This window comes from Siccirubricoccus sp. G192, from assembly GCF_019084075.1.
GTDB lineage: Bacteria > Pseudomonadota > Alphaproteobacteria > Acetobacterales > Acetobacteraceae > G192.
Genome location: NZ_JAHREN010000001.1, coordinates 88761 through 111362, shown reverse-complemented (window position 1 = coordinate 111362; position 22602 = coordinate 88761). Strand labels below are relative to the sequence as shown.

The window sequence follows — 22602 nt, the reverse complement described above, 5'->3', positions numbered from 1 at the left end:
GGACCGAACACGCGGCGTGCGGAGCGGGTTGCCGGCGCGAACGAACCAGGATGGGGCGCCCGCGTTGGCGGATCGGGCGGCCAATGCCGGACGGACCGTCCCCTTCAGCTCGGGGACAGGGCAGATGAACGGTGCTCGATGAACCGGATGGCTCCCGCCTGCCGCGGGATGACGCGGAAGCGCAGCTTTTTCCGCGCTGGGCGACGCTTCTGGCGCGCCTCGTCCTCGTCTCCCTGGTTGCGGTGCCGCTCGGGCTCCTGGGGCTGCTGATGGCGGTGCAATACATGCCCTATGTCACGGGCCAGACCATCACGCCCGAGCAGCCGGTGCCCTTCAGCCACGAGCACCATGTCGGGGGCCTCGGGATCGAGTGTCGCTACTGCCATACCTCGGTCGAGCACTCGCGCTTCGCCGGCCTGCCGCCGACCCATACCTGCATGACCTGCCATTCCCAGCTCTGGACCAATGCCGCGGTGCTGGAGCCGGTGCGGCGCAGCCTGGCGGAGGGCAGGCCGATCCGCTGGCGGCGGGTGAACGAACTGCCGGACTACGTCTATTTCGACCACAGCATCCATGTGGCGAAAGGCGTCGGCTGCACCACCTGCCATGGGCCGGTGGACACCATGCCGCTGATGCGCCAGGCGGCACCGCTCACCATGGGCTGGTGCCTGGACTGCCACACCCATCCGCAGGCGCATCTGCGGCCGGAGGGCGAGATCTATGCCGGCCACTGGTCGCCGCCGCCGGACCAGGAGGCGCGCGGGGCCGAGTTGATCCGCCACTACCTGATCCGGACCGAGCATTTGACCGACTGCTCGGTGTGTCACCGGTGAGCGGCGATCCTCTCTCCCGCCGCCAGGCAGCGCTCGGCCTCATCGCCGCGGCGATGTCCGGGACGCTGGTGGGCTGCTCGCCGCCAGAGGAGGAGATCCTCCCCTATGTCGAGCAGCCGGAGAACCTGGTGCCCGGGCTGCCGCTGCGCTTCGCCTCGGCCCTGCCGCTGAACGGCTATGCGCGTGGCGTCCTCTGCACCTCCTTCGAGGGCCGGCCCACCAAGGTCGAGGGCAATCCGGCGCATCCGGCGAGCCTCGGCGCGACCGACGCCTTCGCCGAGGCGGAGGTCATGCAACTCTACGACCCCGACCGTTCGCGCAGCCCGCGCCAGGCAGGCCGGGCGGCGACCTGGGAGGGTTTCCTGGCCGCCTTCCTGCCGCGCCTCGACGCGCTGCGGGCACGGGGGGGAAGGGCTGCGGCTGCTCACCGGCCCGATCACCTCGCCCACGCTGCTGCGCCTGATCGGCGCGGCGCGGGAGCGCTACCCGCGCATGGCCTGGCACGCGCACGCGCCGATCGGCGAGGAGAATGCGCGGCGCGGGGCGGCGCTCGCCTTCGGCCGGGCGCTCGATCTGCTGCCCCGGTTCGACCGCGCCGAGGTGGTGCTGTGCCTCGATGCCGATCCGCTCGGGCCTGGCCCGGACCAGATCCGCAACGGCCGCGCCTTCGCAGCGCAGCGGCAGGCCCGGGCGGGGGCGGCGCGCTTCCTCCGGCTCTACGTCCTCGAGCCGGTGATGTCGCTGACCGGCGCGAATGCCGACCACCACCGGCCGGTGCATCCCGGCGAATTCCGCGACATCGCCGCTTGGCTCGCCGCCGAGCTCGGTGCGCCGCTGCCGCGGCCCGACCTGCCGGAGGAGCGGGTGCGCTTCCTGCGGGCCGTCGCGGCGGACCTGCTGGCGCATCGCGGCACGGCACTGGTGCTGGCCGGCGAGGCCCTGGCGCCGGAGCTGCATGCTTTGGCGCATTGGATGAATGCGCGGCTCGCGGCGCCGGCCGAGGCCATCGCGCCCGTCTGGCCGCCGGAGCAGGGCGGGCCGGCCTCGCTCGCGGATCTCGTGGCGGCGATGCGGACGGGGCAGGCGGACACGCTGCTGATTCTCGGCGCCAACCCGGCCTATGACGCGCCGGCCGATCTCGGCTTCGCCGAGGCGCTGCGGCAGGTCCCCTTCGCCCTGCACCACGGGCTGCATCCGGATGAGACGGCGGCGCTCTGCGCGTGGCACCTGCCCGCGCCGCATCCGCTGGAGGACTGGGGCGACCTGCGGTCCCGGGACGGCACGGCCGCCATCATCCAGCCGCTGATCCGGCCGCTCTATGCCACGCGGTCGAGCGCGGCGCTGCTCGGCCTGCTGGTCGGGCAACTCGACCTCGCCGGCCATGACGCGGTGCGCGAGACCTGGCGCGCAAGCCGCGCACCGGCCGAATTCGAGACCTGGTGGCGCCGCACCGTGCATGACGGCGTGGTGCCGGATAGCGCCACACCGCGCCTCGATCCGCCGGAGCCGCGGCTGCCGGAACTGCCGCCCGCCACGCCTTCGGGCGGCCTCGCGCTCGTGCTGCGCCCCGACGCCTCGGCCTGGGACGGCAGCTTCGCCAACAATGCCTGGCTGCAGGAATGCCCGCGGCCGCTGACGCGCCAGGTCTGGGGCAATGCCGCGCTGATGGGGCCGGAGGAGGCGGCGCGGCGCGGCCTGCGGCAGGGCGACCTGGTGCGGCTGGAAGCGGGCGGGCGGAGCATCGAGGCGCCGGTCCTGCCTCAGGAGGGCATCGCGCCCGGCGTTGTCGTGCTCAGCCTCGGCTATGGGCGGGAGAGGGCCGGCGCCATCGGCAGCGGCCTCGGCGCCAATGCCTATGCGCTGCGGCGGACAGACGCGCTCTGGACGGTGGCGGATGCGGGACTCGCGAAACTCGGCCGCCGCGCACCACCGGTGTTGGCGCAGGAACACCAGAAGCTGGAGGGCGAGGCGCGTGAGCTGCTGCCCCTCGTCCCGCTCGGGGAGGCGCTGCACGATGCGGGGACTTCGCCGGCACATGAACTGGATCCACCGGGCTTCTACCCGGACTTCCCATACGAGGGCTATGCCTGGGCGATGGTGATCGACACCTCGCTCTGCATCGGCTGCAACGCCTGCGTCCTCGCCTGCCAGTCCGAGAACAACATCCCCGTTGTCGGTCCCGAGGAGGTGGAACGGGGCCGGGACATGCACTGGCTGCGCATTGACACCTATGTCCAGGAGGCCGGCGGGGAGATGCGCCCGGGCTTCCAGCCCGTGCCCTGCATGCATTGCGAGAAGGCGCCCTGCGAGCCGGTCTGCCCCGTCGCCGCCTCGGTCCATGACCATGAGGGGTTGAACGTGCAGGTCTACAACCGCTGCATCGGCACGCGCTTCTGCCAGTCCAACTGCCCCTACAAGGTGCGGCGTTTCAACTTCTTCGGCTATGCCGACGGGCAGGAGTACAGGAACCAGGGCGCACCGGTGATTGCCGCGCAGCGCAACCCGGAGGTCACCGTTCGCGCCCGCGGCGTGATGGAGAAGTGCACCTATTGCGTGCAACGCATCAGCGCCGCGCGCCGGACCGCCGAGAAGGAGAAGCGCAGTATTGCCGAGGGTGAGGTGGTCACCGCCTGCCAGGCCGCCTGCCCGACCCAGGCGATCCGCTTCGGCGACCTGAACAAGCCGGGGTCCGAACCCTCGCGCCTGCGGCGGGAGCCGCATCACTACGCCCTGCTCGGCCATCTCGGGACAAGGCCGCGCACCACCTATCTCAAGCGGGTGCGGAACCCGAACCCCGCGCTGGAGGAGGGCGGCGGATGAGCGCAACGGCCGACAAGCCGACGCTGCCCCCGGAGGCCAGCTATGCCGGGATGATCGGCCGGGTCGCCGACCCCGTGCTGGAGCGCCGCCCCGGGCGCCGCTGGTGGATCGGCTTCGGCGCCACCCTGCTGCTCACCCTCGGCTTCGCCGTCTGCCTCGCCTGGCTCTTCATCGAGGGGGTGGGGATCTGGGGCATCAACACGCCGGTGGTCTGGGGCTTCGCCATCGCCAATTTCGTCTGGTGGCTCGGCATCGGCCATGCCGGCACGCTGATCTCGGCGCTGCTGCTCATCACGCGGCAGAACTGGCGCGCCTCCATCAACCGCTTTGCCGAGGCGATGACGCTCTTCGCCGCCACCATCGCCGGGCTCTTTCCCATCATGCATCTGGGGCGGCCCTACCGGTTCTACTGGCTGGTCCCCTACCCCAATACCATGGAGGTCTGGCCGCAGTGGCGCAGCGCCCTGGTCTGGGACTTCGCGGCCATCTCCACCTATATCATCTTCTCCATCCTCTTCTGGTACTGGGGGCTGATCCCGGACCTCGCCACCATGCGGGACCGGGCGCGTGGCCGGATCGCGCGCTACGCCTATGGCGCGTTCTCGCTCGGCTGGCGCGGCTCGGCGCGGCACTGGCAACGGCACGACGCGCTCTACCGGGCGATGGCCGGGCTCGCGGTGCCGCTCGTCGTCTCCGTGCACAGCGTCGTCGGCATGGATTTTGCCGCCAGCCTGATGCCGGGCTGGCAGGAGACGATCTTCCCGCCCTATTTCGTCGTCGGCGCCATGTTCTCCGGCTTCGCCATGGTGGTCACGCTCGCCGTCCTGGTGCGGCGGGGCCTCGGCCTGCAGGCGGTGATCACCGAGCGGCACTTCGACGGCATGGGCAAGATCGTGCTCGCCGGCTCCGTCGCCATGGGCATCTCCTACCTGACGGAGTGGTTCACCACCTGGTACGGCGGCGACCGGATCGAGTATGAGCACCTGGCATACCTGTTCACCGGCGACTATGCGCCTTTGTACTACGTGATGCTCTTCTGCAACGTGCTGGTGCCGCAGATCCTCTGGCTGGGCCGCATGCGGCGGAACATCGCCGTTGCCTTCGTCGTCAGCATCGTCATCAACATCGGGATGTGGCTGGAGCGTATCCTGATCATCTGGAACACGCTCTCGCATACCCATCTGCCGAGCATGCGGCACGTCTTCTATCCGACCTTCTGGGACTGGGCGACGCTCGGCTGCTCCATCGGCCTCTTCGCCTTCCTCTTCTTCTGCTTCGTGCGGCTCGTCCCTTCGGTCGCCATGCACGACCTGAACAAGCGCCTGCACCAGGAGAAGGAGGCGCGGGGATGAGCGAGGGGCGCGTGCTGCTGGCCGAATTCCGCGATCCGGAAACGCTGCTGGACGCTGCCCGGCGGGCGCGGGATGCGGGCTGGCAAGGGCTCGACGCGCATGTCCCCTTCGCCATCGAGGGGCTGACCGAGGCACTCGGCCTGGGGCCGACCCGCATCCGGCTCGCCATGCTGATCGGCGGCGTGCTGAGCGGCGCCTTCGTCTACTGGCTCCAGTGGTACAGCGCGGTGCTGGACTACCCCGTCAATTCCGGCGGCCGGCCGCTGAATAGCTGGCCGGTCTTCCTGATACCGACCTTCGAGGCAACGGTCCTTGGCGCGACCCTCACCGGCATCGTCGCCTTCCTCATCTCCACCGGCCTGCCGCGGCTGCACCACCCGGCCTTCGCGGCGCAGGGTTTCGACCGCGCAAGCCAGGACCGCTTCTTTCTTGCCGTCGCCGACCCGGAAGTGGATGCGGTGCGGCTCGCGGCGGCGCTCGATGGCCTCGGCCCGCTCTCGATCCGCGAGGTCGGGTGATGCGGGCCGGCCTCCTCCTTGCGCTGCTGGCGCTCGCCGCCTGCAAGCAGGAAATGACGCAGCAGCGCCGCTACGACACCTACGAACCGGCGCCGCTCTGGGCCGATGGCGCCTCGGCGCGGCCGCTGCCGATGGGCGTGGTCGCCCGTGGCGATCTGGCGCGGGAGGCCGCGGCGGCCGAGCCGCCCGAGGTCACGCCGGCGCTGCTCGCGCGCGGGCAGGAACGCTTCGGCATCTACTGCGCGCCCTGCCACGGCCCGGCCGGCGATGGCGACGGCATGATCCCCCGCCGCGGCTTCCCCCATCCGCCGAGCTACCACACGGCCCGGCTCCGCGCCGCGCCGGCCGGCTACATCTTCGGCGTCATCACCCGCGGCTACGGCGTGATGTACGGCTATGCGGCCCGGGTGGAGCCCGCGGATCGCTGGGCCATCATCGCCTATATCCGCGCGCTGCAACTCTCGCGCGGTGTCGAGCTGGCATCTATTCCCGATGCGCGGGAGAGGCTGCCATGAGCGCGCCGGACTGGCTCCGCGCCCATGCCGGGCGGCTGTTCCTGGCGGGCATGGCCGCCGCGCTCCTGCTGCTGCTCTGGGGCCTTGCCGCACCCGGGCTTGCGCTGACGGGCTGGCTCGCGGGCCTGGTTTTCTGGCTTGGCATCGCGCTCGGCGCCTATGCCCTGCTCGCGGTGCATGCGCTGACCGGCGGCCTCTGGCTCGCACCGCTCTTCCCGGTGCTGGCGCCCGCCGTCGCGACGCTGCCGGTCTTCGCGTTGCTGGCGCTGCCCCTGCTGCTTGGCGCCGCGGCGGTCTGGCCCTGGGTGTCGGACCCTTCCGTGGTGAGGCACGCCTCGGTGGTGCACTGGTACCTCAACCTGCCCGGCTTCGCCCTGCGCGGGACGGTGGCGCTCGCCGGCTGGTCCGTGTTCGGCCTGCTGCTGGTCGGCGGCGGCGCGAGGCGGCCGGCGGTGGGTGCCCCGGCGCTGATCTTCCACGCGGTTGCCGTCACCATGATCGGCGTGGACTGGGTGCTGTCGCTCGAGCCGCACTTCCGTTCCACCGTCTTCGGCGCGGCGCTCGGCCTCTCCCAGTTGCTCGCGGCGCTCGCCTGGGCAGCGGTGCTGGAGCCGGAGCCGCAGGGTTTCCGCGGCAAGGCAGGCGACCTCGCGCGGCTGATGATGGCGGCGGCGCTGGGCGCGATCTATCTCGGCTTCGCGCAGTTCCTCGTCGCCTGGTACGGCAACCTGCCGGACAAGGCGGCATGGTTCCTGAAGCGCGAGGCCCTGCCCTGGATCCTGCTGGAGGGCGTCTCGGTCGCGCTCTCGGCCGTGCTCCCCATAGCCGCGCTGCTGCCGACGGTCGTGCGGCGCAGCCCGCGCGCGCTCGCCTGGATCGGCGGTGGGGTGCTGGTCGGCGTGCTGCTGCACACCGCCTGGCTGGTCGGCCCGTCCTTCGGGCCCTGGGCGCTGCTCTCCGCCGCGCTCGGGACCGTGGCCATCGGCGGGATCTGGACGGGCCTCGCCGGCGGCCCCTTCGCCGCCCGGCTGGCGCACGAGGTGCCGCATGGCGCGTGAGACGATGCTGGAGGAACGCCGTGAGCCGCTCACCCTCCGCCCCTGGCTGGTCGTCGGCGTCGGCCTCGGCACGCTCGGCCTTGTCGGCGCGACGCTCGGAGCCGTCTGGCTGTTCGAGAGCATCGCAGGCATTCAGGGCCGTGGCGTCGCCCCGCCTGCCGCCTTTGCGCCGCCACAACTGCAGAGCGACCCGGCGGGCGACCTGCGCGACTACCTGGTGGCGCAACGCGCGCGGCTCGATGGCTATGCCTGGGCGGATCGCGAGAAGGGGCTGGTGCGCATTCCGGTCGACCGGGCCATGGCGATGATCGCCGCACGCGGCGCGGCCGCCTATGAGCCGCTCGATCCCCCCCCGCATCCCGGATCCGCGCCGATGACGCGCCGCGGGCTGCTGGCACTGCTGGCCATGCTGCCGGCCGCGCCCCTCCGGGCCGAGGAGGAGCCGGGGCTGGCGCCGCCGCCCGATGCGCGGCTGCCGCCGGGCCTGGTGGTCCGCGATGCGGCGGGCCGCGTCCAGGGCATGGGCGAGGTGCTGGATGGCCTGCCCGCGGTCTTCGCCTTCGCGGATTATGATTGCGCGGCGCTGTGCGGCACCGCGCTCGGCCTTGCCGCCGCCATGCTGCCGGAGACGGGGCTCAGGCCGGGCGGGGACTACCGCCTCGTCGTGCTCGGCCTCGATCCTCGCGACGGCCCCGGGAAGGCCGCGGCGATGCGGCGCGCCTGGCTCGGAGAGGGAACCGCGCTTGCCGCCACCGCTCAATTCCTGGTCGCGGAGGCGCCGGTGGTCGAGGCTTCGATGCGCGCCCTCGGCTATCGCGCCCGCCGGCGCGGGGAGGGCTTCGACCATCCGCTGGCGCTGTTCGTCCTGCGCGGCGACGGCCGCCTGGCGGCGACGCTGCCCGCGCTCGGCGCGGCGCCCGAGGACTTGCGGGCGGCATTGCGCGGCGCAGCGTCAGAAGCGGCCCCGGGCCTGCTCGCGCGCGTGCAACTGCTCTGCGAGGCCGCCGCCTCCGGCCGCGGAGGGGCGCTGCGCGGGGCGCTGGCCGCCGGGGGCGCGGCGACCCTAGCGCTGCTCGGCGGCGGCCTCCTGCTGTTGCGGCGGCGGGAGCGCCAGGGGGTGAGCCCGCCATGAACCGCTTTTCGCTCTGGCCGCAGGCGGCCTCGGAGCAGGCGGCGCGCGTCGACCTGCTGTTCATCGGCCTGCTGGTGATCTCGGGCGCGATCCTGCTGCTCGTCGCTGGCCTGCTGCTGGTCTTCTGCCTGCGCTACCGCCGTGGGTCATCGGCTCCGCGTGGGCTGTTGCCGGGGTTCCTCCGCCGTGATGTGGAGATCGGCTGGACCACCGGCACGCTCTTCCTCGCGCTGTTCCTCTTCTGGTGGGCCGGGGCGACGCAGTTGCGGGCCAAGGACCCGCCTGCCGGCGCACTCGAGATCCATGTCGCCGCCAAGCAGTGGATGTGGAAGGCGCGCCACCCGAATGGCGCGCGGGAGATCAATGCGCTGCACGTCCCGCGCGGGGAGGCGGTGCGGCTCGTCATGACCTCGCAGGACGTGATCCACAGCTTCTTCGTCCCGGCCTTCCGGCTGAAGCAGGATGTCATCCCCGGACGCTTCACCGAGATGTGGTTCCGCGCGACCGAGCCGGGCGAGTACCGGCTGTTCTGCGCCGAATTCTGCGGCACCGACCATGCCCGCATGGGCGGCACCGTCACGGTGATGCAGCCGGAGGACTACGCGCGCTGGGCCGCGGCCCAGCCGCAGGAGGAGAACCTGGCGGAGGAGGGTGCCAGGCTCTTCACCGCACTCGGCTGCTCCGGCTGCCACGCGCCGGCCTCGGCGGTGCATGCGCCGCTGCTGGCCGGCGCGTATGGGCGCATGGTGCACCTGGCCGATGGGCGCACGATACGGGCCGACGAGGCCTATATCCGCGATTCCATCCTGCAGCCGAAGCGCGATGTGGTGGCGGGCTTCGAGCCCATCATGCCCTCCTTCGAGGGTCTCGTGGACCAGGGCGACCTGCAGCGCCTGGTCGCCTATGTCCAGTCCCTGCGCGGGGAGGCGGCGCGATGAGCGGCATCACGGCGGAACGTGCCGTCCCGGACAGGCCGTCGCGCGCGGACAGCTACCTGACAGTGGAGACGGGCCTCGCCTCCTGGCTGCTGACCACGGACCACAAGCGCATCGCCCTGCTCTACATGGCGGCGATCACCGTCTTCTTCTTCGTCGGCGGCGCCGGCGCGGTGGCGATGCGGATCGAGCTCTTCACGCCGCAGGCCGACCTGCTCTCGGCCGATGCCTACAACCGCGCCTTCACCTTCCATGGCGTGATCATGGTGTGGTTCTTCCTGATCCCCTCCATCCCGGTCATCCTCGGCAATTTCCTGCTGCCGCTGATGATCGGCGCCAGGGACCTCGCCTTCCCGAGGCTGAACCTGATCAGCTGGTACATCTTCATCGCCGCGGGCGCGCTGGCCGCCTATACGCTGCTGGCGGGCGGGGTCGATACCGGCTGGACCTTCTACACGCCGCTATCCACCGCCTTCGCCAATGGGCATGTGCTGGCCGCGGCCACGGCGGTCTTCGTCGCCGGTTTCTCCACCATCGCCTCGGCCGTGAATTTCATCGTCACCACGCATCTGCTGCGGGCGCCGGGCCTCACCTGGTTCCGCCTGCCGCTCTTCGTCTGGGCGCTCTATGCCACCAGCGTCGTGATGGTGCTGGCCACGCCCGTGCTGGCGATGGTGCTGCTGCTGATCTTCGCCGAGCGCGCCTTCGGGATACCCATCTTCGACCCGCTGCGCGGCGGCGACCCCGTCCTGTTCCAGCACCTCTTCTGGTTCTACAGCCATCCCGCCGTCTACATCATGATCCTGCCCTCCTTCGGCGTGATCTCGGAACTCGTCACCTGCTACGCGCGGCGGCGGGTCTTCGGCTACAGCTTCATGGTCTATGCGATCCTCTGGATCTCCCTGGTGGGCTTCCTGGTCTGGGGCCACCACATGTTCGTCTCCGGCCAGTCGGTCTTCGCCAGCCTCGCCTTCTCGCTGCTCTCCTTCGTCGTCGCCGTGCCCTCGGCGATCAAGGTCTTCAATTGGACCGCCACGCTCTACCGCGGTCAGATCGTCTTCGACGCGCCGATGATCTACGCGCTCGGCTTCATCGGGCTCTTCACCATTGGCGGGCTGACGGGGCTTTTCCTCGCCTCCGTCCCGGTGGACGTGCACGTGACGGACACCTATTTCGTCGTCGCGCATTTCCACTACATCATGGTGGGCGGCGCAGTTTCCGCCTTCTATGGCGGCCTCACCTTCTGGTGGCCGAAGATGACCGGGCGGCTCTATCCGGAGGGCTGGGCGCGCTTCGCGGCGGTCATGATGTTCTTCGGCTTCGGCTTCACCTTCTTCCCCATGTTCATCATGGGCTTCCTCGGCATGCCGCGGCGCTATCATGTCTATCCCGAGGAGTTCCAGGTCTGGCATGTGCTGGCCTCGGCCGGCGCGGTCATCCTGGCCGCGGCCTATCTGCTGCCGATGGGCTATTTCGCCTGGTCGCTGGTTTGGGGCCGCCGGGCCTCCGCCAATCCCTGGGACGCCACGGGGCTGGAGTGGCAGACCTCCTCGCCGCCGCCCCGGGAGAACTTCCTGGTATCGCCCGCGGTGGATCGCGGGCCCTATGACTACCACCCCGCGCATACCGGACCGCCCTCGATGGAGCGCGAGCCGCATCGCCCGCAAGGAGGGCAGGCATGAGCGGCGCCGCCGCCCGCGAGGCCACGCTGCAGAAGCCCTGGCGCAGCCTGCGGCGGGAGCGGGAAGCCGTCTCCTTCGGCACCTGGGTCTTCGTTGCCAGCGAGGCGATGTTCTTCGCGGGGCCGCTGCTGGCCTATGCCGCCTACCGCAGCCTCTGGCCGGAGGCCTTCGCGGCGGCCGGGCGCGAGACGGACATCGTCTATGGAACCGTCAATACCGCGCTGCTGCTGACCAGCAGCCTGACCATGGCCGCGGCGGCGGAGGGCGCGCGCGCCAGGCTGCGCCGCCTCACCCTGACCTGCCTCGCCGCGACGGCGGCGCTGGGGCTCGCCTTCCTCGTCGTGAAGGGGTTCGAGTACCGCGAGGACATCCACAAGCACCTCATCCCCGGCGCGGGATTCAGGCTGGACATGCCGCCGGCGCAGCTCTTCTTCGCTTTCTACTGGCTGCTGACGGGGGTGCATGCGCTGCATCTCTCGATCGGCATCGGCATCACAGTCACGCTGCTGATCCAGGCTTGGCACGGCAGCCGGCCACTGCCGAGCCCCGCTTTCGAGGGCGCGGGCCTCTACTGGCATTTCGTGGACCTGGTCTGGATCTTCCTCTACCCGCTGCTCTACCTGATGGGGCGATCGTGACCGGGCTCGGCGAGAACCTGCCGCGGAATGCGGGCGCGATCTGGCACCGCATCCTGCCGGTCTGGGTGGGGCTGATGGCGCTGCTCGCCGGCACGGCTGCCGGGGCCTATCTCCCGCTCGGCCGATTCAACCTCGTGCTCTCGCTCGCCATCGCGGTGGCCAAGGCGACGCTGGTGGTGCTGTTCTTCATGCAGTTGCGGCGGCCGAATCCGCTGCTGCGCCTCGCCGCCTCCGCGGCGCTGGTCTTCATGGCCTTCCTGTTCACCCTGACCTTCGCCGATGTGCTGACACGCGCCGCCCCGACCCAGCCCGGCACGGTGACGCCGCAGGTCACGGCGCCGCAGCAGGCAACGGGGCAGCGGGCCTTCTGATGGGCGGCGCCGAAGCCGGCCCGGCCCCGGCCACCTCCGGCCGGGCTTTCGGCACCGGCTTGCAGCGCCCCCCCTCAGCGTGCCGGAGCCGTGCCCGTGGCCGCCGGATGGACGTCCTGGGCCCGGGTCAGTTCGTCGGCACGCGCGGCATGCGTCAGCCCGCGGCGCATCGCCCAGACATTCTTCAGCATGTGCAGCGGCGTGATCGGCTCATCGGCCATCACGAAGCGCATCGCGTCCTGCAACTGCCGCTCGCGCCGCTCGTCATCCATCTCCCGCATCGCCACAAGCAGGCGCTGGTCGAATTCGGGGTTGGAGTACCGGCCCCGGTTGACCGCGCCGAGGCCCCGCTGCCGGTCATAGGTCGCCAGCACCGAGCGCATCGCCGCCGAGGTCTCGCCGGTGGAACTGCCCCAGGAAGCCAGCCAGACCGAGTATTCCTGCCGGCTGGCCTTGCCGATGAAGCTGCTGAAGGGGACCGCTTCGACCTGGGTGCGAACCCCGACGCGCGCCCACATCTGGCCGACCGCCTGGATGGTGCGCCCATCATTCGGGTAGCGGTCGTTCGAACCGTGCAGCGTCAGGCGGAAGCCGTCCGGGAAGCCCGCCTCGGCCAGCAGCCGGCGCGCCGCCTCCGGGTCGGGGCGCGGCGGTTGCAGGTCCGGCACATAGCCGTAGACCCCCGGCGGCACGAACTGCATGGTCGGCGCAGCGACACCCTCCATCACCCGCTCGACGATCGCCTGCCGGTCGATCGCCAGTGACAGCGCCCGCCGTACGCGCAGATCCCGGAGCGGATTCCGCTCCAGTGGCCGGCCCTCATTGTCCGTGATGAAGGGCGATGCGCCGTCGCGCGAATGGTCGTAGACGATGAACATGTTCCGGAGGCTGTCGACCTCCGAGATCACCACCCGCTGGTCATGGCGCAGCCGGGCGACATCGCTGGTGGGCACCTGGTCGATGAAATCGGCATCGCCGGCCAGCAGGGCGGCCGTGCGCGAGGCATCATTGGTGACCATGCGATAGTCCACGCGCCGCCAGGCAGGCTTCTCGCCCCAGTATTCCTCGTTGCGCCCGAGGAGGATGCGGTCGCCCGGGCGGTGCTCGACGAGGCGAAAGGGACCCGTGCCGATCGCGGCGCGCCCGGCATTGAAGTCATCGGTCGTGGCGTTCTGGTGCGTCTCCCGGTCCACCACCGGCAGCCGCGCGAGGTCGACCAGGAGCGCCGGATAGGGGCCCTTGGTGCGGATGCGGATGGTCAAGGGGTCCACCACCTCCACGGCCTGGATCGAGCGGGTATAGGTGGTGAAGGAGCCCGGGCTGTTCACGATGGTCGGGAGGCGCGCCACGGTGAAGGCGATATCCTCGGCGGTGAATCCGGCGCCATTGTGGAAGCGCACGCCTGGCCGCAGCTTGAATTCCCAGGTGTCGTCGGCGAGCAGGCGCCAGCTCTCGAGCAGGCCAGGCCCCACCCGCGCCTGGGTGTCCGTCTCCAGCATGCGGCTGAACAGCATGCTCGCCATCGCGTTGTTCGGCCCGACATTGTAGAAATGCGGGTCGAGCGAGCCGACGACGGCGCCGACCGCCATCGTCAGATCCTGCGAAGTCGCCGCCACCGGGGCCGTCAAGGCCGTCGCGGTGGCCAGGGCCGCGGCCTGCCATGTCCTGTTCATGTCCCGTTGCGCCTCCCTGCGCCTTGCTTCGATGCAACCCGCTCTGCGGCTCCGCACCCGGATGCCCTGGGCTTGGCGCGGACCAGCGCTTCGCCGCGGCAGGCTTGTTGCGGGTTTGGCCGAATGGGCGAATTGCACCGGCGCGGGTCTCCCGGCCCGCGGCCCCACCTTGCCGTGCGGCCGGCCGCGAGCGGGTTCACTTCCTGGTAGGTTGCGCGACGGGGCGAAGCACGCGGCTGTGTCCGCATCCGCTTCCGGCCCGGGCCTATAAGCCTCGGCAGATCCGGCCGAGACACGAGCCGGGCGGACTGGGAGGCAAAAATGGATCATGGGAGGTTGGGCACCCGCCCGCTGCGGCGGCGGGCTGCGTTCGCATTGGCCGCATCGGGGCTTGCGGCGGCGGGCACCAGGGCGGCATACGGAGCCGACACGGATTGGCCCGCCCAGCCGGTGCGCTACATCAATCTCTTTGCGCCGGGCGGCGCGACCGATGTCATGTCGCGGCTCTACTGCTCGAAGATGAGCGAATTGGCCGGGCAGCAATTCATCGTCGAGAACCGTGCCGGCGCCGGCGGCACGGTCGGCCAGGCCGCAATCGCGCATGCGGCGCCGGACGGCTACACGGTCGGGCTGGGCAGCGTCGCGTCGCTCTCCGTCGCGCCGTCCCTCTATCCAAGCCTGCCATACGATCCCGCAAAGGACTTCACCTTTATCTCGGGCATCTGGCAGGTGCCGAACCTGCTGTTCTGCAACCTGGCCCTGCCGGTGCGGAGCGTGCCGGAACTGGTGGCGCTGGTGAAGGCCAATCCCGGGAAATACGTCTATGGATCGGGCGGCTCCGGCACCACCCCGCACCTGACGATGGAGCTGTTCAAGCAGAAGGCGGGGCTCGACATCATCCATGTGCCCTACCGGGGCGGCGCACCGGCGATGGTGGACCTGATGGGCGGGCGGGTTCAGATGATGTTCGACAACGTCCCGACCGCGATAGGCGCCGTCCGCGACGGCAAGGTGCGGGCGCTGGCGGTGACGGGTGCCGAGCGCAACGAGGCCCTGCCCGGCGTCCCGGCCATGACGGAATTCTACCCTGGCTTCGAGATCACCTCCTGGGGCAGCCTCGTCGGGCCGGCAGGTTTGCCACGGCCGGTGGTGCAGCGGCTCTCGGCCCTCACCAGGCGGGCGCTGCAGGACCCGGAGCTGATCCGGCGGTTTGCGGAGAACGGGGGCACGACCTGGTGGACCAGCCCCGAGGACCTCGCCGCCTTCCGCACCGAGCAGGCGGCGCTCTTCGCGCAGCTGGTCCGGGCATCCGGAGCGCGGATCGACTGACCACCGCAACGGCGCGGCTTCGGTCCGGGAGGACCGCGGCTGCGCCAGGCGGCACCGTGCAACCCACCCAGCCATCCGCTCCGCGGCGCTACGCACCTCGCGTCCACAAGCAAGGAACTGCGGTCATTGCACGGCCACCATCTCCTGCATGCGCGGGTGCAGGGAGCGGAAGTAGCCGTAGGTGCCCGGCGGGGCGAAGGTGAACCGGTCGTCGGTACCGGGTGCCGGCGACCGCAGGCCGTGCGGGTCAGCTCGCCACGCGGCCGGGCCGGAGGGCCGCGCCGGCCGCCAGCGCCGCGACGGCGAGCGCGAGCGGGGCGAAGGAGACCCAGAGCACCGTGTCCCAGCCATAGGCGGTCAGCAGCCCGCCCGAGGCGAAGGAGCCCAGCGCCATCATGCCGAAGATGATGAAGTCGTTGAGCGACTGCACCCGCGTCCGCTCCTCCGGCCGATGGCATTCCAGCACCAGCGCCGAGGCGCCCACGAAGCCGAAGTTCCAGCCGAGGCCGAGCAGGATCAGGCTCCACCAGAAATGCGCGACCCCCTGCCCCAGCAGCCCAGCCACGGCGGCAGTGCCGATCAGCATCAGGCCGGCGGCCACCACGCGCGGCGCGCCGAAGCGGGTAATCAGCCGGCCGGTGAAGAAGCTCGGCGCATACATCGCGATGACATGCCATTGCAGGCCAAGATTGGCCGATTCCTGTGACAGGCCGCAGAGCCGCATCGCCAGCGGCGCGGCGGTCATCAGGAAGTTCATCAGCAGGTAGGAGACGACGCCGCAGATCACCGCGGTGACGAAGCGCGGCTGGCGCGCGATGACGGCAAGCCGCCGCCCGCCGGCCATCTCGGCGGCCGACAGCATGGGCAGCCGGACGCCGAGCAGCACGAGGGCGCAGAGCGCCGCCACGCCGGCCTGCGCCAGGAAGGTGGCCGCGAACAGGTAGGGCGGCCACAAATCCATGGTGTGGGTGACCAGCTGCGGGCCGATCACCCCGGCGAAGACGCCGCCCGCCATGACCAGCGAGAGCGCGCGCGGGCGCCGCGCGGCCGGCACGCCATCCGCTGCCGCGAAGCGGAAGGACAGCACCACCGCTGCATAGGCGCCGCCGAAGAAGGTGGCCAGGCAGAACAGCCAGAAGGACCCCAGCACCACCGCGAGGGCCGCGAGCAGCCCGACCAGCACCCCGCACCCCGTCCCGGCCAGGAAGGCGGCGCGGCGGCCGTGGCGCCGCGCGATGGCACCGGCCGGCAGCGTGCAGGCCGCCATGCCGACCACGAAGATGGAGATGGGCAGCGTCGCCAGCGCCTTGTCGGGTGCGAGCATGTTGCCGACGATGGCGCCCGTCGCGTAGACGACCGTCGAATTCGCGCCGGCCAGCGCCTGCGCGATGGCGAGCCGTGCGATATTGCCCGAGGCGTATCGGGGCTGGGCCGCGGCGGGGAGCACGGCCGGGGCGGTTTCGGCATGGGACATGGTCGCGTTTCTCAAGCTGTGAGTTGGCCGCGCCAGGCGGCGTCGCGCGGCGAGGGCCGGCGGTGCAGGCGTAGGTCGAGCAGCGCGCGCGCCTTCCCGGCCGCGCCGCTGCGCATCAGGGCGAGGAGGAGCATGTCCTCGACGATCTTGCGCTGGGCGCCGCTGCCGCCGATGCGCACCGCCTCCACCGCCACGGGTTCGAGCAGGCGCGCGCAGCCGGCATAATTCCCCCTCCGCGAAGGCGAGGGCGGCGCGGCAGATCGCGGGCACCACCGGTCCGGTGGCCATGGTCCCGGCCTCGACGAGGGCCGTCAGCGCGGCGGCACGGCGCTCCACCGCCTCCCTGTTGCCGGCCGCCGCCTCGAGCAGGGCCATGTGGATATCGGCGAAGGCCAAGCCGGCCTTGGGATAGACCGGCGCGGCATAGGCCGCCGCCGCCTCCCAGAGCCCCGCCGGCACGGCATGGCCGTAGGCCTGCAGCCGCCACAGGAAGGAGGCGGTATCGCTCACCACGTTGATCGGCAGCGCCGCCGAGGCCGAGGGCTGCACATGCGCCGCGTAGAGCGCCAGCGCCTCCGCCGTGTCGCCGCGCTCCAGCGCGACGAGCGCCGAATGCCAGGCGATGTGGCCATGCAGCGGGCCGCTGCGGTCATAGCCCGGCAGCCAGCCGCCGATCAGCCGTTCCGCCTCCGCGCCCGAGCCGCCCTCGAACATGGCATGCGCGAGGGCATGCACGGCGTTGGCATTGGCATTGCGCAGCTCGTGGCCGCGCTGCGTCAGCGCCCGGCCCCGCGCCACTGCGCCGTTCTCGGTATGCGACCAGCCGCGATAGGTCAGGAACCACCAGTCGTCGGTGTCGAAATGCCGGGCGTGGCGCTCGCACAGATCCACGCGTGCCTGATCGTGGTCCGCCATGCCGGAGAAGGCAAAGAGCCCGAAGGCGCCGAGGGGCAGCGAGAGAATCAGCACGTCGCGGGGCCGGGTTTCGAGATGGGCGAGCGCGCGCTCCAGCGCCTTCGCCGACTTGCCATGGATGGCCAGGGAGAGGATCTCGACATGGCTGCGCTCGCGCTCCGTCCCATTGCGGGCGACGGCCCCCGCGGCGGTTGCGATCCGCGCCCGGGCTTCGGCCGGCTCGGCACGGATCGCATGCAGGCGGGCACGCGCGGCCTGGGCGAGGGCGAAGTCCGGATCGGCGGCGATCGCCTCGTCGAGAGCTTCCGCTGCGCCTGGCCAAGCCGAAAGCAGCAGGTCTACCCCCTCCCGGTAGCGCTCGGCCGCGAGGTCGGAGGTGGTCGAGAGTGGCAGGCCGCGGCGGTCGGGGCAGGCCATGGTGGTTTCCTCGTTCTAGGATTGGTGCGGGCTCTGGGGCGGTGGCCCCCGGCTGATCCGGCCAACTGGCAAAGGCAGTGCGCCACCCAAAGCCGAGAGTAACCCCTCTCCCGATGGCTGTCTTTCGACGGCCTGACAATCCATGTATAATATCAGCCAAACTAGAGGCTGGCCATGGATTGGGAGACCATCGCAGCACCACCCGGACTGTCTCCCCCCAGGCCGATGACCATTCGCGCGCAGTCCATCCCCGCGCGCCACTATTTCCCGGAGCACGCGCACCGCTGGCACCAGGTGGTCTATGCGATCTCCGGGGTGCTCACCGTGGCCGTCGAAAGGCGCTCCTTCGTGATCTCGCCGGAGCAGGCCGTGTGGCTGCCGACCGGCCTGCGGCACCGGGTGGGCACGCTGCTCGGGGCGGAGTTCCGCAGCCTCTGGATCGCCGACGAGGCCGGCCAAGGTCTCCCGGAAAGCCCGACCGTCTTCGCTGTAACGCCACTGTTGCAGGCCCTCATCATCGAGGTGGCCGAGATCGAAGCCCAGGGGGGACCGCGACGGCTACGCCGGCCGCGTCACGCGTCTGATCCTCGACCAACTCCGGCGCGCGCAGCCCCTCCCGGGCGCCCTCCCCTGGCCGCGCACAGGCGCCCTGGCGAAACTCTGTGAGGCCCTCTACGCCGACCCATCCGATGCCCGCGGGCCGGAGGAATGGGGCCAGGAACTCGGGATGTCGGGGCGGACCCTGGCGCGCCGTTTCGAGGCGGAACTGGGCATGAGCCTGCGCTCCTGGCGCCGCCGCCTGCGGCTGTTCAAGGCCATCGAGCTGCTGGGCGGCAGCCTGAGTGTGACGCAGACGGCCATGGAGCTCGGCTACGGCTCGACCTCAGCCTTCGTGTATGCGTTCCGCACCGAAATGGGCTGCGGTCCCCAGGCCTATATGCGCGGACGTTCGGCGAATCTGAGTGTCCGCACGAGGTTACCGGATGACCGTGTAAGTGGGGCAAAACCTGTTGCGAGGGTGCGGTTTGCCCTTCCCAGGTGTCGGCTGGTCTGATTCCCTCGGGAGCATGGTCCCGCCTGCCGATCCTGACACGCTGTCGCCGGCCGAGCTGAAGGCGCTGGTCAGCGCCCTGCTCGGCGAGGTGGCGGAGCTCGAGCGGATTGTGGCGGCGCAGCGCGAGGAGATCGCCCGCCTCAAGGGACTGAAGGGTCGGCCCGCGATCAAGCCGAGCGGGATGGAGCAGGCGAGCGAGCCGACGCCGCCGCGCGAGCGCCCCGACCGTCGTGGCCGCGGCAAGGTGGTGCCGCGGGTGGCGGTGGAGGCGCGGGTGCTGCGGGCCACGGTGCCGCCCGGCTCGCGGTTCCAGGGCTACCAGGACTTCCTGGTGCAGGACCTCATCATGCGGACGGAGGCGGTGTGCTACCGGCGCGAGCGCTGGCTGACGCCGGAGGGGCGGCTGGTCGTTGCGCGCTTGCCGGGCGGGGTGGATGGCCATTTCGGCCCCGAACTCCGGCGCTACGTGCTCGCCCAGTACCATCAGGGGCAGACCACCGTGCCGCGGCTGGTGGCGCAGCTGTGGGCGGTTGGGATCGCCATCTCCAAACGGCAGGTCATGCGCCTGCTGATCGCCGGTCAGCAGCCGTTCCTGGACGAGAGCCAGGAGGTGCTGCGAGCCGGACTGGCGAGCGCGGCCTGGATCACGGTTGACGATACGGGCGCGCGGCACCGGGCGGTGAACGGCGCCTGTACGCAGATCGGCAACGCCCACTTCGCCTGGTTCGGCACCACGGCCAGCAAGAGCCGGCTGAACTTCCTGGAGCTGCTGCGGGCCGGGCACGGCGACTACGTGGTGAACGCCGAGGCGCTGGCCTACATGCGCGAGCGCGCCCTGGCCGGGCCGGTGATCGCCCGCCTGGAAGGCCATCCGCAGCGCGTCTTTGCGAACCAGGCGACCTGGGCTGTGCGCGGCGGAGAGAAAGTCGGCCACTGGAGCGGCGGCATGATGCGGCTGCGGGCGGTGTAAAACCCGGCCAGTGGTAGGCGGATGCCCTGAGGGATCAGGGGATGCGCCGGGAGATGTTTGTGGTGGAGACCTACGCGGCGGTCCGGCGGTTTGTTTTCATGGAGGGTCACAGCCGGCGGGAGGCGGCCCGGGTTTTTGGGCTGAGCCGGGACACGGTTGCCAAGATGTGCCGATACTCGGCGCCGCCGGGGTATGTGCGGACCAAGCCGGCCGACAAGCCCAAGTTGGGGCCGCTGACCCCGGTGATCGAGGCGATCCTGGAGGCAGACCGGGCGGCTCCGCCCAAGCAGCAGCATACGGCCAAGCGGATCTTCGAGCGGCTGCGCGACGAGCATGGCTATGGCGGCGGCTATACGGTGGTGAAGGATCATGTGCGACGGCAGCGGGCGCGTGGCCGGGAGACTTTCGTGCCATTGGCGCACCCGCCCGGCCATGCCCAGGTGGATTTCGGTGAGGCGGTGGCGGTGATCGGCGGGGTTCGCCAGAAGGTGCATTTCTTCTGCCTGGACCTGCCACAGTCGGACGCCTGCTTCGTGAAGGCCTACCCGCGCGAGACGACCGAGGCGTTCCTCGACGGGCACGTGTCGTCCTTCGCCTTCTTCGGCGGCGTGCCGCTGTCGATCCTCTACGACAATCTCAAGATCGCGGTGGCCAGGATCTGCGGCGACGGCAAGCGCGAGCGGACGCGAGCCTTCACCGGCCTGGTCAGCCATTACCTGTTCCAGGACCGGTTTGGCCGGCCCGGCAAGGGGAACGACAAAGGCAAGGTGGAGGGGCTGGTGAAGTTTGCCCGCTCTAACTTCCTCACTCCGGTGCCGATCGCCGCTAGCTACGAGGCGCTCAACGCCATGCTGGCGGAGCGCTGCCGGCTGCGGCAGTCCGACCGGGCGGGCCGGCATGCCGAGACGATCGGCACGCGTCTGGCAGCGGATCTGGCGGCGCTGCAGCACCTGCCGGGTGTTGCCCTGGAGCCCTGCGAGACGATCAGCGCGCGGGTGTCGTCCACTGCCCTGGTCCGCTATCGCGGCAATGGCTACTCGGTGCCGACCGCGCATGGGTTCCAGACGGTGCTGGTGAAGGGCTTCGTCGACGCGGTGGTGATCCTGTGCGACGGCGCGCCGATCGCCCGCCACGCTCGCTCCTATGGCCACGGCGAGTTCGTCTACGACCCGCTGCACTACCTGGCGCTGCTCGAAACCAAGCCGGGCGCGCTCGACCAGGCGGCGGCCCTCCAGGGCTGGGCTTTGCCACCGGCCTTCCAGCACCTCCGCCAGCTGCTGGAGGCCGCCGCCATCAGGGCTCCTATCCAGGCTTGGCGCCCAGTCCCAGTGACAGCGGATCGGCCACGCGCTGTCAGGGCATCTCCAAGGCTGGGAACAGCTGGGCCCGACGTATTCTGATCGAGGTAGCCTGGGGATGGCGGCAGCATCAGCCCGACAGCCAGCTCTCACGCTGGTATGCGGAGAAGACGGCCGGGCACTCGCCGCGGATCCGACGAAGCATGCGGGTAGCCATGGCGCGGAAGCTCGCCATCACCGTGTGGCACTATGTCAAGATCGGGCTGGTCCCCAACGGCGCCCTCGCGCTCCGGCAGCAGCAACATGGCGCGCGCGTAGAGCTTCGGATCAGCCTTCAGAACTTCGGGTCCGTCCTCCTGGCAGGCAGACCGAGCTTACCCAGGCCGTCAAACTGTCCGACGGATGGGGACCACTGCATTCGACGGGTGGAAACTCTTGGTTTCGGTCGGAGGGATGTCCTCCGGCACGGAGCGCAGGCTCACCAGGCCGTGGTTCCTTGCCCATACCGCGGCTTCCGTCCGGTTCGTCGCCCTGAGCTTGCGAAGGATCCCTTTCATATGGACCTTCACGGTCGCCTCGCTGATTCCGATCTGGCGGGCGATGATCTTGTTGGAATGCCCGGCGCTGAGCGAACGGAGCACCTCCACCTCGCGCGGAGACAGGTGCGCCCAGCCGGGAGGCGAACTGGCCACGGGCTGCCACAGGTTGTGGGCGTTTTCGAACAGGGTCTCGAGGGAAATACCGGGGATGACGCGCTCGCCGAGGAGCACGAGTTCGAGGGCCTTGACGAGGGCCATGGACCCGATCGTCCGCAGAACCAGCCCGTCAACGGACGGCCAGATCTGCAGCACCTGCTCGGAGATGACAGCGTCGACCAGGCCGACAAGCTTGGCACTCGGGAACCTGGCGCGGATATGCGACGCTTCCTCGGCGAAGGACTTGGACTCGGCCGCCAGGATCGTGACCAGCAGGAGTTCCGCCGCGGGGGGTGGGTGCAGCGCCAGTGGCGGCATCCATTGTCACTGAGCAGAACGATACTGTAAACCCGGCTTTGGACAATACTTTTTTCAAGCCTTCTAGGAAAATGGGATTCTTTTCGACGATCCCGACGCGTTTCTCTTCCCGCATTTCCGCCTCCGCTTCCATACGAGGATCCAGTAGACCCTTCGGCTAGTCGCGCCCTGATTGTCTCATTTTATACACAATGATAAGGGGGGCTGGAGATGGTGCCGTATTTTGCGGCGTAGCTGTCGCTGGTCTGGATGCCACCTTCTTGAACAGATCTGGGTTGATCTCGCGCGAGGGTGAGGGTTCCACATGGCTTTCCTGCTTTCGCGACCTCGGTGAATTTTTTTGCCACCGGACTGTCATTGTATAGTATATCTGATTCGACGAGCGGATTCAGAAGCGGCATGTAACAAGATATTGACAAGGGCGTATTGCAACTCCTTTGCTTACGGGGCGCATCCCGCAAGTAATTGCAGTCCTTGAGCCCGGCATCGGCTCTCCCCGGTCATGCGGCCATACCCATTTGGGTGCGCACTCTGATCCCGACTCTGGCCATTTCCCTGGGCCTGAGGCGGCGGAGCGGGAGTGGCTCGGTTGGGGCGTCGCGTCC

At 70.2% G+C, this 22602-nt stretch carries 18 protein-coding genes and 2 pseudogenes; 17 read left to right on the top strand and 3 right to left on the bottom strand.

The window, feature by feature from the left end; genetic code table 11:
- Window positions 1-131: 131 nt before the first annotated feature.
- From KSF81_RS00550 to KSF81_RS00500, 11 genes are all read left to right on the top strand, one after another.
- Window positions 132-833 (top strand): cytochrome c3 family protein, encoded by a 702-nt coding sequence (locus KSF81_RS00550; protein WP_309139431.1) that lies wholly within the window; start codon window positions 132-134, stop codon window positions 831-833.
- A 492-nt stretch (window positions 834-1325) separates the two neighbouring features.
- A complete protein-coding gene (locus KSF81_RS00545; RefSeq protein WP_217377273.1) occupies window positions 1326-3653 on the top strand; it encodes a 4Fe-4S dicluster domain-containing protein in 2328 nt (775 codons plus the stop codon).
- Window positions 3650-5005: an NrfD/PsrC family molybdoenzyme membrane anchor subunit gene (nrfD, locus tag KSF81_RS00540; RefSeq protein WP_217377272.1), complete on the top strand. Its 1356-nt coding sequence runs from the start codon at window positions 3650-3652 to the stop codon at window positions 5003-5005. The genes KSF81_RS00545 and nrfD overlap by 4 nt, the downstream gene beginning before the upstream one ends.
- Window positions 5002-5523: a DUF3341 domain-containing protein gene (locus tag KSF81_RS00535; protein WP_217377271.1), complete on the top strand. Its 522-nt coding sequence runs from the start codon at window positions 5002-5004 to the stop codon at window positions 5521-5523. Before nrfD ends, KSF81_RS00535 begins: the two co-directional genes overlap by 4 nt.
- A complete protein-coding gene (locus KSF81_RS00530; protein ID WP_217377270.1) occupies window positions 5523-6038 on the top strand; it encodes a cytochrome c in 516 nt (171 codons plus the stop codon). The genes KSF81_RS00535 and KSF81_RS00530 overlap by 1 nt, the downstream gene beginning before the upstream one ends.
- Window positions 6035-7096 (top strand): hypothetical protein, encoded by a 1062-nt coding sequence (locus KSF81_RS00525; RefSeq protein ID WP_217377269.1) that lies wholly within the window; start codon window positions 6035-6037, stop codon window positions 7094-7096. Before KSF81_RS00530 ends, KSF81_RS00525 begins: the two co-directional genes overlap by 4 nt.
- The gene (locus KSF81_RS00520; RefSeq protein WP_217377268.1) at window positions 7086-8228 is read left to right on the top strand and encodes a hypothetical protein; all 1143 of its coding nucleotides are present in this window, start codon (window positions 7086-7088) and stop codon (window positions 8226-8228) included. The genes KSF81_RS00525 and KSF81_RS00520 overlap by 11 nt, the downstream gene beginning before the upstream one ends.
- A complete protein-coding gene (gene coxB, locus KSF81_RS00515) occupies window positions 8225-9166 on the top strand; it encodes a cytochrome c oxidase subunit II (protein ID WP_217377267.1) in 942 nt (313 codons plus the stop codon). The genes KSF81_RS00520 and coxB overlap by 4 nt, the downstream gene beginning before the upstream one ends.
- Complete coding sequence (locus tag KSF81_RS00510) at window positions 9163-10845, top strand: cbb3-type cytochrome c oxidase subunit I (protein ID WP_217377266.1); 1683 nt, start codon at window positions 9163-9165, stop codon at window positions 10843-10845. The genes coxB and KSF81_RS00510 overlap by 4 nt, the downstream gene beginning before the upstream one ends.
- On the top strand, window positions 10842-11483 hold the full coding sequence (locus KSF81_RS00505) for a cytochrome c oxidase subunit 3 (protein ID WP_217377265.1): 642 nt from the start codon (window positions 10842-10844) through the stop codon (window positions 11481-11483). Before KSF81_RS00510 ends, KSF81_RS00505 begins: the two co-directional genes overlap by 4 nt.
- Window positions 11480-11854 carry a cytochrome C oxidase subunit IV family protein gene (locus KSF81_RS00500; protein ID WP_217377264.1) on the top strand — a complete coding sequence of 125 codons (375 nt, stop codon included), beginning with the start codon at window positions 11480-11482 and terminating at the stop codon, window positions 11852-11854. Before KSF81_RS00505 ends, KSF81_RS00500 begins: the two co-directional genes overlap by 4 nt.
- A 74-nt stretch (window positions 11855-11928) precedes the next feature.
- Here KSF81_RS00500 and KSF81_RS00495 read toward each other — a convergent pair whose 3' ends face one another.
- Window positions 11929-13527, bottom strand: coding sequence for an ABC transporter substrate-binding protein (locus KSF81_RS00495; protein WP_217377263.1), 1599 nt, complete (start codon window positions 13525-13527; stop codon window positions 11929-11931).
- A gap of 450 nt (window positions 13528-13977) precedes the next feature.
- On the opposite strand from KSF81_RS00495, the gene KSF81_RS00490 reads away from it, so the two are divergent.
- Entirely contained in the window at window positions 13978-14856 is an 879-nt protein-coding gene (locus KSF81_RS00490; RefSeq protein WP_217377262.1) for a tripartite tricarboxylate transporter substrate binding protein, read from the top strand.
- Window positions 14857-15103: 247 nt separating this feature from the next.
- On the opposite strand, the gene KSF81_RS28760 is transcribed toward KSF81_RS00490, so the two are convergent.
- The gene (locus KSF81_RS28760) at window positions 15104-17662 is read right to left on the bottom strand and encodes an MFS transporter (RefSeq protein WP_254453291.1); all 2559 of its coding nucleotides are present in this window, start codon (window positions 17660-17662) and stop codon (window positions 15104-15106) included.
- A gap of 225 nt (window positions 17663-17887) precedes the next feature.
- Here KSF81_RS28760 and KSF81_RS00480 point away from each other — a divergent pair, with 225 nt between their 5' ends.
- The 5 genes and pseudogenes from KSF81_RS00480 to KSF81_RS31755 all read left to right on the top strand — a co-directional run.
- Window positions 17888-18328 carry an AraC family ligand binding domain-containing protein gene (locus tag KSF81_RS00480; protein ID WP_217377261.1) on the top strand — a complete coding sequence of 147 codons (441 nt, stop codon included), beginning with the start codon at window positions 17888-17890 and terminating at the stop codon, window positions 18326-18328.
- Window positions 18329-18389: 61 nt separating this feature from the next.
- Window positions 18390-18716, top strand: a complete 327-nt coding sequence (locus KSF81_RS00475) for a helix-turn-helix domain-containing protein (protein ID WP_217377260.1) — start codon at window positions 18390-18392, stop codon at window positions 18714-18716.
- Between the two features lie 13 nt (window positions 18717-18729).
- A complete protein-coding gene (locus KSF81_RS00470) occupies window positions 18730-19686 on the top strand; it encodes a transposase (RefSeq protein ID WP_217377259.1) in 957 nt (318 codons plus the stop codon).
- Window positions 19687-19739: 53 nt separating this feature from the next.
- Window positions 19740-20972, top strand: a pseudogene (gene istA, locus KSF81_RS00465) (IS21 family transposase); the annotation flags it as partial.
- 26 nt (window positions 20973-20998) lie between these two features.
- Window positions 20999-21067 (top strand): annotated as a pseudogene (locus tag KSF81_RS31755) (hypothetical protein); the annotation flags it as partial.
- Window positions 21068-21370: 303 nt separating this feature from the next.
- Here the strand turns inward: KSF81_RS31755 and KSF81_RS00455 are convergent.
- Window positions 21371-21997 carry a response regulator transcription factor gene (locus KSF81_RS00455; protein ID WP_217377258.1) on the bottom strand — a complete coding sequence of 209 codons (627 nt, stop codon included), beginning with the start codon at window positions 21995-21997 and terminating at the stop codon, window positions 21371-21373.
- Between the last annotated feature and the right edge of the window lie 605 nt (window positions 21998-22602).